General features: G+C 68.1%; 14 protein-coding genes. 10 read left to right on the top strand and 4 right to left on the bottom strand.

Annotated elements, in window-relative coordinates; all coding sequences use genetic code 11:
- Positions 1 to 18 precede the first annotated feature (18 nt).
- From H6900_15640 to H6900_15675, 8 genes are all read left to right on the top strand, one after another.
- On the top strand, positions 19 to 993 hold the full coding sequence (locus H6900_15640; GenBank protein ID MCC0074714.1) for a DUF2125 domain-containing protein: 975 nt from the start codon (positions 19 to 21) through the stop codon (positions 991 to 993).
- Between the two features lie 99 nt (positions 994 to 1,092).
- Positions 1,093 to 3,378, top strand: coding sequence for a bifunctional salicylyl-CoA 5-hydroxylase/oxidoreductase (locus H6900_15645; protein ID MCC0074715.1), 2,286 nt, complete (start codon positions 1,093 to 1,095; stop codon positions 3,376 to 3,378).
- The gene (locus H6900_15650; protein MCC0074716.1) at positions 3,375 to 4,118 is read left to right on the top strand and encodes an SDR family oxidoreductase; all 744 of its coding nucleotides are present in this window, start codon (positions 3,375 to 3,377) and stop codon (positions 4,116 to 4,118) included. Before H6900_15645 ends, H6900_15650 begins: the two co-directional genes overlap by 4 nt.
- A 2-nt stretch (positions 4,119 to 4,120) precedes the next feature.
- Complete coding sequence (locus H6900_15655; GenBank protein MCC0074717.1) at positions 4,121 to 4,615, top strand: MarR family transcriptional regulator; 495 nt, start codon at positions 4,121 to 4,123, stop codon at positions 4,613 to 4,615.
- A gap of 11 nt (positions 4,616 to 4,626) precedes the next feature.
- The gene (locus H6900_15660; GenBank protein ID MCC0074718.1) at positions 4,627 to 5,439 is read left to right on the top strand and encodes an enoyl-CoA hydratase family protein; all 813 of its coding nucleotides are present in this window, start codon (positions 4,627 to 4,629) and stop codon (positions 5,437 to 5,439) included.
- Between the two features lie 95 nt (positions 5,440 to 5,534).
- Complete coding sequence (locus H6900_15665) at positions 5,535 to 6,680, top strand: acyl-CoA dehydrogenase family protein (protein MCC0074719.1); 1,146 nt, start codon at positions 5,535 to 5,537, stop codon at positions 6,678 to 6,680.
- Positions 6,677 to 7,078: a RidA family protein gene (locus H6900_15670; GenBank protein MCC0074720.1), complete on the top strand. Its 402-nt coding sequence runs from the start codon at positions 6,677 to 6,679 to the stop codon at positions 7,076 to 7,078. Before H6900_15665 ends, H6900_15670 begins: the two co-directional genes overlap by 4 nt.
- A gap of 62 nt (positions 7,079 to 7,140) precedes the next feature.
- Entirely contained in the window at positions 7,141 to 8,757 is a 1,617-nt protein-coding gene (locus tag H6900_15675) for a benzoate-CoA ligase family protein (GenBank protein ID MCC0074721.1), read from the top strand.
- 27 nt (positions 8,758 to 8,784) lie between these two features.
- Here the strand turns inward: H6900_15675 and H6900_15680 are convergent, their stop codons facing one another.
- Together H6900_15680 and H6900_15685 are read right to left on the bottom strand one after the other, a co-directional pair.
- Complete coding sequence (locus tag H6900_15680) at positions 8,785 to 9,480, bottom strand: VanZ family protein (protein ID MCC0074722.1); 696 nt, start codon at positions 9,478 to 9,480, stop codon at positions 8,785 to 8,787.
- A 101-nt stretch (positions 9,481 to 9,581) separates the two neighbouring features.
- Entirely contained in the window at positions 9,582 to 10,433 is an 852-nt protein-coding gene (locus H6900_15685; protein ID MCC0074723.1) for an RNA polymerase factor sigma-32, read from the bottom strand.
- Positions 10,434 to 10,549: 116 nt separating this feature from the next.
- Here H6900_15685 and H6900_15690 point away from each other — a divergent pair, with 116 nt between their 5' ends.
- Both H6900_15690 and H6900_15695 read left to right on the top strand, forming a co-directional pair.
- Positions 10,550 to 11,188, top strand: coding sequence for a winged helix DNA-binding protein (locus tag H6900_15690; GenBank protein MCC0074724.1), 639 nt, complete (start codon positions 10,550 to 10,552; stop codon positions 11,186 to 11,188).
- Positions 11,189 to 11,430: 242 nt separating this feature from the next.
- The gene (locus H6900_15695) at positions 11,431 to 12,354 is read left to right on the top strand and encodes an ornithine cyclodeaminase (protein ID MCC0074725.1); all 924 of its coding nucleotides are present in this window, start codon (positions 11,431 to 11,433) and stop codon (positions 12,352 to 12,354) included.
- Here H6900_15695 and H6900_15700 read toward each other — a convergent pair.
- Positions 12,351 to 13,250 carry an NAD(P)-dependent oxidoreductase gene (locus H6900_15700; protein MCC0074726.1) on the bottom strand — a complete coding sequence of 300 codons (900 nt, stop codon included), beginning with the start codon at positions 13,248 to 13,250 and terminating at the stop codon, positions 12,351 to 12,353. The two genes, H6900_15695 and H6900_15700, sit on opposite strands and share 4 nt — an antisense overlap.
- Positions 13,251 to 13,352: 102 nt before the next feature.
- On the bottom strand, positions 13,353 to 13,772 hold the full coding sequence (locus H6900_15705; protein ID MCC0074727.1) for a hypothetical protein: 420 nt from the start codon (positions 13,770 to 13,772) through the stop codon (positions 13,353 to 13,355).
- Positions 13,773 to 13,824: the final 52 nt, after the last annotated feature.

The following is a 13,824-nucleotide window of genomic DNA, read 5'->3' on the forward strand; positions in this document are numbered from 1 at the left end:
AAGACAACGGAGTCGGGCATGCGCGCTCTCAGGGCTCTGACGGTGCTGGCGGTTCTGGCAACCCTGGCATGGTGCGGGTATTGGGTGATCGGACAGCAGGCGCTGGACCGCGCGATCCGCGCCGGGCTGGCGCATGTGCCCGAGGTCAGCGCCGGTTCGCACAGCATTGGCGGGTTTCCGAACCGCTTTGACGTGACCTTCAACGAGCCCCGAGTGGCGGTGGACGGGGTAACCTGGACGGCGCCCTTTGTGCAGATCATGGCGCTGTCCTATCAGCCCAACCGGCTGATTGCCGTCTTTGCGCACGATCAGGCGCTGCGCGTCAACGGAACCGAGGCCAGCCTGCACAGCGAGGACTTGCGCGCCTCGATGGCGATGGACGCGACGCTGGACCTGCCGCTCGATCGGGTGACGCTGGTCGGTCAGGGACTGGACCTGCTGGTGGGCGCGGCGAACAACCGGTTCGACAGCCTGCGCCTGGCCAGCCGGCGAATCGGACCCGCGATCCACGAGATCGCCGCGCTGGCCGAAACGGTCTATCCTGACACCGCGATGATGGACCGGATGGACCCGCAGGGCCTGTGGCCGCGCCGCTTCGACGTGCTGCGGCTGGACGCCGAGGTCGCGTTCGACCGCCCGCTGGACCGCCACCTGTTCGACGGCGCCGAGCCGCGCCTGTCCCGCCTGACGCTGACCGGCGCCCGGGTCGCCTGGGACGGGGTTGACATCGTCGCCGCCGGGCGCCTGACGCCCGATGCCGAGGGTCGGCTTTCGGGCGACGTGACGCTGACCGTCACCGGCTGGCGCAGGCTCCTGGACCTGGCGCGCGCGCAGGGCCTGCTGACCCCCGAGAACCAGACCACCCTGGCCGGGATGCTGGGCGCGATGGCCACTGGCGAGGGCGGCGCGACAATCGCGGTGCCGCTGGCCGTGGTAGACGGCGATCTGAGGATGGGGCCGGTCGTTCTGGGCACCCTGCCGCCGCTGCGCTGATCGGGCCGCCAAAGATGCACGCGGAATGGGACAATAATTTTAAGCTTGAAATTTGAAATTCGAAATGCCACGCTGCCCGGGACACGAGGAGTGCCCAACATGAAAATTCTGTGCCTCGGCGGCGGCCCCGCTGGTCTTTATTTCGCAATCTCGATGAAACTGCGCGACCCCGCGCACGAGGTGACGGTGCTGGAACGCAACCGCGCCAACGACACCTTTGGCTGGGGGGTGGTGCTGTCCGACGACGCGCTGTCGCGGATGCAGAAGAACGACCCCAAATCGACCGACGCGATCCGCGATCATTTTGCCTATTGGGACGACATCGCGACGATCCACAAGGGCCAGCGCATCGTCTCGGGCGGGCACGGGTTCGCCGGGATCGGCCGCAAGCAGATGTTGATCCTGTTGCAGGCGCGGGCGCGCGAGCTGGGCGTCGATCTGCGGTTCGAAACCGAATTCAAGGCCGCCGAGGACTATCGCAAGGATTATGACCTGGTGGTCGGCGCCGACGGCATCAACTCGTTGGTGCGCAAGGAATACGAGAGCGATTTCAAGCCCGACATCGACGTGCGCAAGTGCAAGTTCATCTGGTTGGGCACCCATCAGAAGTTCGACGACGCCTTCACCTTCATCTTCGAAAAGACGGAACACGGCTGGATCTGGGCGCATGTCTACCAGTTCGACGCCGATACCGCGACCTTCATCGTCGAATGCCTGCCCGACACCTGGGATCGCCTGGGATTCGAGGCGATGACGAAGGAAGAGATCGTCGAAACCTGCCGCAAGATCTTTGAAAAGCACCTGGGCGGCAACGACCTGATGTCGAACGCGGCGCACCTGCGCGGTTCGGCGGTTTGGATGCAGTTCCCGCGCGTCATCTGCGAGAAGTGGTATCACGAGAACGTCGTGCTGATCGGCGATTCGGCGGCGACGGGGCATTTCTCGATCGGTTCGGGCAGCCGCCTGGCCTTTGACAGCGCGATCGCGCTGGCCGATTACCTGCATTCGGAACCGACGATGGAGCAGGCCTTCCGCCGCTACCAGGAGGAACGCCGGCTTGAGGTGTTGCGGCTGCAATCGGCGGCACGCAACTCGCTGGAATGGTTCGAGGAAGTCGAGCGTTACCTCGACATGGACCCGACCCGCTTTGCCTATTCGCTGCTGACCCGCTCGCAGCGCATCAGCCACGAGAACCTGCGCCTGCGCGATCCCGAATGGCTGGAGGGCGCCGAAGCCTGGTTCGCGCGCCAGGCCGGCGGCACCGAGGGGCGCCGCCCCATGTTCCAGCCCTATACGCTGCGCGACATGACGCTGAAGAACCGCATCGTCATGTCCCCGATGGCGCAATACAAGGCGGTCGATGGCACGCCCACCGACTGGCATTTCACCCATTACGCCGAACGCGCAAAGGGCGGCGCGGGGCTGATCTACACCGAAATGACCTGCGTGTCGGCGGATGGCCGGATCACCCCCGGGTGCCCGGGTCTCTATGCCCCCGAACACGAGGCAGCCTGGAAGCGGCTTGCCGACTTCATCCATGCCGAGACCTCGGCCAAGCTGTGCATCCAGATCGGCCATGCCGGGCGCAAGGGTTCGACCTGCGTGCCCTGGGGCGGCGGCATCGACGCGCCCCTGCCCGCGGGCAACTGGGATCTGATCGCGGCCTCGGCCATCCCGTATCGCAAGGACAGCCAGACCCCGCGCGCGATGACCCGCGCCGACATGGACCGGGTCAAGGCCGACTTCGTCGCGGCCGCCCAGATGGCCGACCGCGCGGGCGCCGACATGATCGAGATGCACGGCGCGCACGGCTATTTGCTGGCGACCTTCATTTCGCCCGTGACCAACCGGCGCGAGGACACGTATGGCGGCAGTCTGGAAAACCGGATGCGCTATCCGCTCGAGGTGTTCACCGCGATGCGCGCGGCCTGGCCGACGTCGAAACCGATGGCGGTGCGGATTTCGGCCCATGACTGGATCGACGGCGGCGTGACGCCCGAGGAAGCGGTCGAGATCGCCCGCGCCTTCCACGCGGCCGGCGCCGACATCATCGACGTGTCCTCGGGTCAGACCGACCCGGCCGAGGCGCCGATCTATGGCCGGATGTTCCAGACGCCGTTCAGCGACCGCATCCGCAACGAGGCCGGCATCCCCACGATGACGGTCGGCAACATCAGCGACTGGGACCAGGTGAACGGCATCCTCATGGCGGGCCGGGCCGATCTGGTCTGCCTGGCACGCGCGCATCTGGCCGATCCCTACTGGACGCTGCACGCCGCCGTTGCCCAGGGCGACACCGCGACCGAGTGGCCTGCGCCCTACAAGGGCGGGCGCGACCTGTTGTTCCGTCTGGCCGAGCGGCAGGCCGAGGCCATTCGCGTATGACCACGCTGTCCGGCAAGCGCGTGCTGATTACCGGCGGCGGCACGGGTGTCGGCGCCGACCTGGCGCGCGGCTTCCATGCCGCCGGGGCCGACGTGGTGATCGCGGGGCGCCGTCTGGCGCCCCTTGAGGCCGTGGCCGACACCCTGCCCGGGGCGCGCGCGCTGACCTGCGACGTCACCGACGAGGCCCAGGTGGCCGCGCTGTTTGCCCAGGCCGGCGCGGTGGACGTGGTGATCGCCAACGCCGGGGCCTCGACCTCGGCGCCGATGGCCAGGACCTCGCTGGCGGACTGGAACGCGATGCTGGCGGTCAACCTGACCGGCACCTTCCTGACCCTGCGCGAGGGGTTGAGGCAATTCAGCGGCTGGGGCCGACTGATCGCCGTGGCCTCGACCGCGGGGCTGAAGGGCTATGGCTATGTCGCGCCCTACGCGGCGGCCAAGCACGGCGTCGTCGGCATGATTCGCAGCCTGGCGCTGGAAGTAGCGCGCGGCCAGGTCACGGCGAACGCGCTGTGCCCGGGGTTCCTGGACACCGAGATGACCGACCGTTCGGTCGCGAACATCATGGAAAAGACAGGGAAAACCGAGGCCGAGGCCCGCGCCGCCCTGGCCGCGACCAACCCGCAGAAGCGGCTGATCCAGCCGCGCGAGGTCACGGCCGCCGCGTTGTGGTTGTGCGCCGAGGGCGCGGAAGGCATCAATGGTCAAGCCATCGCCATCGCCGGAGGAGAGGTCTGACCATGCCCGCCGCCCATCTGCCCGCCGCATCCGCGGCCCCGACCACCCCCTCGGACACGCGCCCGCTGTCGAAACGCCGGCTGAAAACCTGGATTCGGCTGCTCAGGCTGACCCGCAGCGTGGAAAGCGACCTGCGCGATTTCCTGCGCACCGAACACGACACGACCCTGCCCCGCTTCGACGTGATGGCCGCGCTGTATCGACGCCGCGAGGATGTCACCATGTCCGAGCTGTCGCGGATGCTGCTGGTGTCGAACGGCAACGCGACCGCCGTCGTGGACCGGCTGGAAAAGGACGGGCTGGCGACCCGCACCCCGGCCCCCGGCGACCGACGCACGATCCACGTGGCCCTGACCGAAGGCGGCATCGCCGCGTTCGAGGCGATGGCCAAGGGCCACGAGGCGAAACTCGACACGCTTCTCGGCGGGTTGACCGCCGAAGATCTGGACCAGTTGCGCGGCATCCTGATGCGCGCGCTTCCCGATACCGACCGATGACAGGACCCGCGATGACCCAACTTGCCGATCTCAAACCCCAGCATTTCGCGTGGCAGGTCACCGACCGCATCGCCACGATCCGGCTGAACCGGCCCGAGCGCAAGAACCCGCTGACGTTCGACAGCTATGCCGAACTGCGCGACACGTTCCGCGCGCTGGTCTACGCGACGGATGTCGATGTGGTGGTTCTGGCGTCGAACGGCGGGAACTTCTGCTCGGGCGGTGATGTGCACGAGATCATCGGCCCGCTGGTGGCGATGGAAATGCCCGAGCTGCTGGCCTTTACCCGCATGACCGGCGACCTGGTCAAGGCCATGATCGCCTGCGGCAAGCCGGTGATCGCCGCCGTCGATGGTGTCTGCGCGGGCGCGGGCGCGATCCTGGCGATGGCCTCGGACCTCAGGCTGGCGACGCCCCAGGCGAAATGCGCCTTCCTGTTCACGCGCGTCGGGCTGGCCGGCGCCGACATGGGCGCCTGCGCAATCCTGCCGCGGATCATCGGCCAGGGTCGGGCGGCCGAGCTGCTCTATACCGGGCGGTCGATGGGCGCGCAGGAGGGCCACGCCTGGGGATTCTGGAACGCGCTGCACGCGGCCGACGCGCTGGAAGCCGCCGCCATGGACCTGGCCCGCAAGATCGCCGCGGGGCCCAATTTCGCGCATATGATGACCAAGACGCAGCTGAGCCACGAATGGTCGATGGGTCTGGAGCAGGCGATCGAGGCCGAGGCGCAGGCGCAGGCGATCTGCATGAAGACACAGGACTTTGCGCGCGCCTATCATGCCTTTGTGGCGAAACAGACGCCGGTGTTCGAGGGGAATTGAGCGGGTGGCGGGGGGCCAGCCCCCCGCACCCCCCGCTCAGGGGGACGCACGCGCCCCCCTGAGAACCCCCCGGTGCGTATTGGGAGACAAGGTGAATGGCGGATCGGTCCTATCTGAACTGGCCCTTTTTCGAGGCGCGCCACCGCGACTGGGCGGCGGCGCTGGATGCGTGGTGCGCGCGCAATCTGCCCGTGGATCACACGGATGTGGACGGCGCCTGCAAGGCGCTGGTCGCGGACATGGGCCGCGCGGGCTGGTTGAAGCCCACCGGCACGGACGCGGGCGAGGCCTTCGATCTGCGGATGCTGTGCCTCAGCCGCGAGACCCTGGCCCGGCATGACGGGCTGGCGGATTTCGCCTTTGCCATGCAGGGGCTGGGCATGGGCACGATCAGCCTGTTCGGCACGCCGGCGCAACGCGCCTGGCTGGAGCGCACCCGCGCCGGGGCGGCCGTTTCGGCCTTTGCGCTGACCGAGCCCGGGTCGGGCTCGGACGTGGCGGCGACGACGATGACCGCCGAAAAGGTCGCAGGCGGCTGGCGGCTCAACGGCGAGAAGACCTATATCTCGAACGGGGGGATCGCCGATCTCTATGTGGTCTTTGCCCGCACCGGCGAGGCCCCCGGCGCAAAGGGCCTGTCGGCCTTTCTGTTGCCCGCCGACACACCCGGCTTCGAGATCGTGGACCGCATCGAGGTGATCGCGCCGCACCCGCTGGCGCATTTCCGGCTGACCGACGCGGTTCTGCCCGAGGACGCGCTGATCGGCACCGCCGGGCGCGGGTTCGCGCAGGCGATGGCCGTGCTCGACGTGTTCCGCCCCTCGGTCGGGGCGGCCGCGCTGGGATTTGCCCGCCGCGCGCTGGACGAGGCGCTGGCGCGGGTCCAGGCGCGCAAGGTGCAGGGCGCGCCCTTGTCCGAGTTGCAGATGGTGCAGGGCCATATCGCCGACATGGCCTTGGGGGTCGATGCCTCGGCCCTGTTGATCTACCGCGCGGCCTGGACCCGCGACACCGGCGCGCCGCGCATCACCCGCGAGGCGGCGATGGCCAAGCTGCACGCGACCGAGACCGCCCAGAAGGTCATCGATTCCGCCGTGCAACTGTTTGGCGGCGACGGCGTGCGCAAGGGTTTCATGGTCGAGAGCCTCTATCGCGAGATCCGCGCCTTGCGGATCTATGAAGGGGCAAGCGACGTTCAGCGCGTGGTCATCGCGCGTCAAGTATTGGGAGCAGCGACATGAGTGCACACGAGATCCTTCATCCGAAGACCTGGAAAGCCACGCCGGGCTACGCGAACGGCGTCGCCGCGCGGGGGCGGATGGTCTTCCTGGGGGGGCTGATCGGCTGGAACGCCGCGCAGGAGTTCGAAACCGACGATTTCCTGGGCCAGGTCGATCAGACGCTGGCCAATATCGTCGCGGTTCTGGCCGAGGCCGGCGCCGGGCCCGAGCATCTGACCCGGATGACGTGGTATGTCACCGACAAGCGCGCCTATCTGGACAGTCTCAAGGATCTGGGGCGGGTCTATCGCAAACACCTGGGCCGGAATTTCCCGGCGATGGCGCTGGTGCAGGTGGTCGCCCTGGTCGAGGACCGCGCCAAGGTCGAGATCGAGGCAACGGCGGTGATCCCGGACTGACCGGCGACACCGAAGGAACATGAAAACGACGGCGAAAAGACCGTGACTTCAGGGAGATGACGATGCTGGGACCCAGCGCACACACCGACAGTTTCACCCGCGACAACCTGCCTCCGGCCGCGCTGTGGCCCGAGATCCGGTTGGGCGGATTTGAGTATCCCGAACGACTGAACTGCGCCGTCGAACTGACGGACCGTCTGGTCGAGCAGGGCTTTGGCGACCATACCGCGCTGATCGGCAACGGCCGGGCGCGCACTTACAAGGAACTCGCCGACTGGTCGAACCGCATCGCCCACGCGCTGGTCGAGGACTATGGCGTCAAGCCCGGCAACCGCGTGTTGATCCGTTCGGCCAACAACCCGGCGATGGTGGCCTGCTGGCTGGCCGCGACCAAGGCGGGGGCGGTGGTGGTGAACACCATGCCGATGCTGCGCGCGGGCGAACTGGCGGCGATCGTGGACAAGGCCGAGATCAGCCACGCGCTGTGCGACACCCGCCTGATGGAGGAACTGGTCGCCTGCGCCAAGGAGTCGCGGTTCCTGAAAACCGTGGTCGGCTTTGACGGAACGGCGAACCACGACGCCGAGCTGGACCGGGTGGCGCTGTCGAAGCCGGTGCGCTTCAACGCGGTTGCGACGGGCCGCGACGACGTGGCGCTGTTGGGCTTCACCAGCGGCACCACGGGCGCGCCCAAGGCGACGATGCATTTTCACCGCGACATCCTGATCATCGCCGACGGCTATGCGCGCGAGGTTCTGGGGGTCACCCCCGACGACGTCTTCGTCGGCTCGCCGCCGCTGGCTTTCACCTTTGGCCTGGGCGGGCTGGCGGTCTTTCCGTTGCGCTTTGGCGCGACGGCGGTGCTGCTGGAGAACGCCTCGCCGCCCAACATGATCGACATCATCCAGAAGCATCGCGCGACGGTCTGCTTCACCGCGCCGACGGCTTACCGCGTCATGCTGAAAGCCATGGACGAGGGCGCCGACCTGACCTCGTTGCGGGCAGCGGTCAGCGCGGGGGAAACCCTGCCCGGGCCGGTCTACGAGGAGTGGATGCAAAAGACCGGCAAACCCATGCTGGACGGCATCGGCGCGACCGAGATGCTGCACATCTTCCTGACCAACCGCTTCGGCGACAGTTTCCCGGCCTGCACCGGCCGGCCCGTCACCGGCTACGAGGCGCGGATCGTCGGCGAGGACATGCAAGACCTGGCCGACGGCGAGGTCGGCCGACTGGCCGTGCGCGGCCCGACGGGGTGCCGCTACATGGCCGATCCCGAACGCCAGCAGATCTATGTGCGCGACGGCTGGAACCTGACGGGCGACAGTTTCTGGCGTGACGACAAGGGCTATTTCCACTTTGCCGCGCGGTCGGACGACATGATCATCTCGGCCGGCTACAACATCGCCGGCCCCGAGGTCGAGGCCGCGCTGCTCAAGCATCCCGCGGTTCTGGAATGCGCGGTGATCGGCACGGCCGATCCCGAACGGGGCCAGATCGTCGAGGCCCATGTCGTGCTGGTCGAGGGTCACAGCGGCGACGAGGCCCTGGTCAAGCAATTGCAAGACCACGTCAAATCGACGATCGCGCCCTACAAATACCCGCGCAGGGTGGTGTTTACCGAGGCCTTGCCAAAGACCCAGACCGGCAAGATCCAGCGGTTCCGGCTGCGCGACTGAGGGCCGATCCGAGCGCCGATCCGGGGGTCAGTGCCGCACCACCGGCGGCGCGTCGGGGCGCAGGTTGGCGCCGGGATCGGGCGCGGGCTCGTCCCGGCTGTCCGGGACAGGGTGCTGCGCCGTCGCCGCGTCGATGCGGGTGATCGACGACAGTTCCTCGCGCAGGGCCTGGCGCAGGTCGTCCATCATCTCGGCGCGCATCGCCTCCAGGCGCTGGGCTTCGTCCTCGGCGCTGTCGCTTGCGTCGCGGCTATCGGCAAAGAACCGGTCGCGCAGGCGGTCATGCAGCAGTTCGGCCAGCGCGGCGCCCATCAGAACACCTGTGACATCGGCGCCCCAGTCCAGCCATTCGGCGTGGCGCCCGATCGTCGGCTGGATCAACTCGATCACGCCGCCATAGGCCACCGCCAGCGGCACCACCCATTTCCAACGCCGCGCATCGGTCAGGATCAGCGGAAACACCAGCGCGGCAAAGGCGAGCGCCTGATAGATCTTGTCGAGTCCACCGACCATGTAGCGGTCGGTCGGGATTGGCGACAGCGAGGTCGCGGCGATCAGCAGGGTGATCATCACCCCCAGCATCAAGCCGATCTTGCGCCACAGCCAGAGCTTGCTCACCACCAGGTCGCGCACAGGGCGGCGCTCGGCGTTCGGCTCCACCTGGGGCCCGCCGGCGTCGCGCAGCACCGCCAGGCGCGCGTCGATTCTGTCCACATCGCTCATCGGCAGAGACACCCTCTCCCATCACTCGCAAAGGCCCTGAATCACCGGGAATTGCGGCGGGACTATGGCAGGGGCGCGACCGGCGCGTGGCAGCGCCCGGATCACACCGTCCCCGCCGGTGCCGCGGCGCGGACGATGGCGGTCAGTCGGGCCAGCGCGCGTTCTTCGAGCTGCCGCACGCGTTCCTTCGAGATGCCCATCGCCTCGCCCAGATCGCTCAGCGTGACGGGCTCGTCGGTCAGGTGGCGGGCGGTCACGATGCGCTGTTCGCGTTCCGGCAGTTGCTTCACCGCGGAATAGAGAACCGACCGGCGGCGCGCGCCATCCAGCTTTTCGGCCACGTCGGTTTCGGTCGCGGCATCCTCGTCCTCGATGGTTTCGACCCACGAGCGCCCCTCGTCATCCGCGGATTGCGGCGCGTCAAGCGACAGGTCGGGCCCGGCCATGCGGCCCATCATCGCCTCGACCTGATCGACCGACACCGACAGTTCGCGCGCGACGCGCAGGGACAGCGGTTCGTCGCTGTCGTCGTCCCGGGCGTGTTTCTGCATCGCCCGGCGCAGGTGGAAGAACAGCTTCTTCTGCGTGGCATTGGTGCCGGTGCGCACCAGCGACCAGTTGCGCATCACGAAATCCTGCATCGAGGCCCGGATCCACCACGCGGCATAGGTCGAAAACCGCGAGCCGTTGGTCGGATCGAATTTCTCGGCCGCGCGCATCAGCCCCAGGTTGCCTTGCTGGATCAGGTCCTCATAGGGGACGTCATACCGCTTGAACCGGCCGGCAAAGGACACCGCCAGGCGCGCATAGGCCTGGATCAGCCGGTGCAGCGCGGCTTCGTCGCGTTGGTCGCGCCAGGCCAGGGCCAAGCGGGTCTCGGTCTCGGCGTCGAGGATTTCCTCGGCCATCGAGGCGCGGACGTAGCGGCGGATATGCGGATCCTGGAAACCCATGACGTTGACCCCTGTGTCGAGCGAACTGGTATCGCTTCGCTGTCATTTCGTTTCGATACGCTATCAATTTCACGCGCCCCTTGTCAACACCGGCAGCCCGGATTACCTCGATCCGCATGAGTGACCCCGCCGCGATCCCCCCCACGCCCACGCCGCCCCTGTCCCAGGCAGGCGCCGCGTCACGGGCCGGGGAACCGCCCTGCCACTCGGCCGAATTGCTGGTGCATCTTGCGCGCCTGGTGCATGGCGGCGAGACCGACACCAGCCTGACACCCGCGCAATGGACCGCGCTGCGCTACTTTGCCAGTGCGAACCGCTTTTCGCGCACACCGACCGCGTTTTCCGAATTCCACGCCACGACCAAGGGCACGGCCTCGCAGACCGTGAAATCGCTGATCGGGCTGGGCCTGCTGCAACGGCGCGCGCATGACAGCGACGGCCGATCCGCCTTGATCGAGGTGACCGAGGCCGGACAGGACAAGCTGCGGCGCGATCCCCTGGCCGATCTGACGCGCTGCATCCGCGCCCTGCCCGACGCCCGGCGGCGCGAGTTCCTGTCCACCCTGACCGAGCTGGGCGGCGCGCTGGCGCGCATGCGCACGGCGCCGACCTTTGGCAAATGCGGCGATTGCGGGCATTGCGATACGTCGGGCGGCGCGGGGGCCTATTGCCGCTGCACGCAGGAGATGCTCGACGGGACCGAGATGCAGTCGATCTGCGTCGACTTTGCCCAAGGGGCGCCGCGGCTGCGCTGACTGTCACATTCGCGATATTCGTGGGACTGACGGCCACTGGCCACGCCGGGAACACCCGCACAAGTTTCGCGAACCACGGCGCGCAAATGCTTGTCTTTCCGAAATGACTGACATCCCTTGCGGCAAAGCCGGTCATCGCTATCGCCTCGGAGCTGTGGAATCGAAAGGCACTTTTCGAACCTTCCTGGAATGCCTTGACAGCCCCGGGCACGCCGCCCAGCATGGCACAAACGGAGACGCCGATGATCCCTGTCCTGACCCAAGATACCCTGGAACCGCTGATGGACTGGTTGGCGCTGACCGACGCCATGGCGCAGGGGCACCGCCGGCCCCCGGCGCAGATCCGCGACGTATTGATGGCCCGGGGCGACGACCGCCTGCTGTCGCGCGCGGCCTGGATCGATGGGCTGGGGCTGGGCGTGAAATCGGTCACCATCAACCCGGGCAATGCCGCGCGCGGTCTGCCCAGCGTGCAAGGGGCGATGCTGGTTTTCGATGACGAGACCGGCAGCATCGAGGCGGTCATCGACAACGCCCCCATCACCAAATGGAAGACCGCCGGCGATTCGCTTCTGGGCGCGCGGCTGCTGAAACGCCCTGACGCGCATCGCTTGCTGATCGTCGGCGCGGGCGCCGTCGCCGCATCGTTGATCGAGGCCTATCGCGCCCTTATCCCCGGGGTCGAGGTCACGCTCTGGGCGCGCCGCCCCGCGGCCGCCGAGGCCCTGGCCGCGCAGTATCCCGGCACCCGCACCGCGACCGACCTGCCTGCCGCCGTGGCCCAGGCCGATATCGTCGCAACCTGCACCATGGCGAAGACGCCCGTGCTGCTGGGCGACTGGCTGCGCCCCGGCCAGCACATCGACCTGATCGGCGCGTTCACCCCTGAGATGCGCGAGGCCGACGATACCGTGCTCAGGCGCGGTCGGCTGTTCGTGGACAGCCGCGCGACCACCATCGCCCATATTGGCGAGTTGATGATCCCGATGGCGGCGGGCGTCATCACCGAGAGCGATGTCCAGGGCGATTTCCACGACCTGGTATCGGGCCGCGCCGGGCGCCGGTCCGAGGACGAGATCACCGTCTTCAAGAATGGCGGCGGCGCGCATCTCGACCTGATGACCGCGCGGTTCATGCTGGCGCGCTGGCGCGCGGCGACGGGCTAGGTCAGGCGCGCGGGGAACCCCTCGGCCCTGAGGTCGGTGCCCAGCACATCCTCGAGCAGCTTGACGATCTGCGTCGATTGCGCGCCCCCGCCATAGGCCGCGCGGCCCTTGAGGAAGGTCTGCTCGGTCATCGACGCCAGATCCAGCGGCACGCCGAATTCGCGGCCGAAGCGCATCGCAAAGCCCAGGTCCTTCAACGCCAGATCCATCGTGAAGGCGATGTCGTAGCTGCCGTTGAGGATGAGCTGCCCCTCGGTCTCGTGCACGAAACTGGTGCCCGAGGACGCGGTGATCGCCTCCCACGCGGTTTTCAGGTCCAGCCCGCCGCGTTTGGCCAGCATCAGCGCCTCGCCATCCGCGACCAGATGAATGAAGGCCAGCATATTGGTGATGACCTTGATGAGCGCCGCCGATCCGAGCGGGCCCATGTGGAACAGCCGCCCGCCCATCGCCTGCAACGCCGCGCTGTGGCGCTGGAACAGGGCCTCGTCGCCCCCCACCAGCACGGTGATCTGCCCCTGCGCGGCCAGATGCACGCCACCCGTGACCGGGCTTTCCAGCACGCCCATGCCCGCCGCCTGCGCCGTCGCGGCGAGGCGCAGGATCTCTTCGCGGCCCAGGGTCGAGGTCTCGATCCAGTCGGCGCCCGGGCGCATCGCCGGCAGGATCTGCGCCAGGACCACCTCGCTGACGGCGGGCGACGGCAGGCAGGTGATCACGGCATCGGCATCGCGCGCGGCCTCGGCGGCGCTGTCGGCCCAGGTCACACCCAGCGCGTCAAAGCGGGCGCGGTGCGCGTCATCGCGGTCATGGACCGTCAGCGCGAACCCCGCCCCGGCCAGCGACGCGGCCAGGTGCCCCCCCAGATTTCCCAGCCCGACAAAGGCGTAGCGCATGATCTCTCCCCCGCGTTTTCTGCCCGGAAGACTGCCACGCGGCACTGGTCCTGCGCGCCCGGAAACGACACGCGATGTCGCCTCTGGACAGGGTTCGGTCGGTTATTCGCCGCCGACCTGCGCGACACCCGCCAGCGGACGGTCGGGCGTGTCGAGGCAGGCGCCATAGACCCCGGCCCAGTCCGAGGGGAAGGCATCATGAACGAAGGTCAGGGTGAATGTGCCCCAGTAGGGGCTTTTGCCGCCCAGCGGATCGACCATTTCGGTCGCGCAGGGAACCTCGCCCCGGGCCGAGACCCAGACGCCGGTGTAACTGCCGCGACCGCCCATCATGTCGGCCGCCAGCCCCGGCACGATCAACCGCACCACGCGCCCGTCCGGCTGATCGAGCCGCAGAACCGCGTCGGCGCCCAGGTCGGATTCCCAGGCGACGGGGCCCAGCGGGGTTGTCCAGACCTCATCCGCAAGGGCGGGAGTCGCGGCCAGCGCAAGGGCGGCCAGGGGCATCAGAATCGGGCGCATCGAAACCTCCGGGCAAAAACGCAGTCTCGCATGGTTCGCGGGCAGCGTCCTG

This window comes from Rhodobacter sp., from assembly GCA_020637515.1.
Lineage (GTDB): Bacteria > Pseudomonadota > Alphaproteobacteria > Rhodobacterales > Rhodobacteraceae > Pararhodobacter.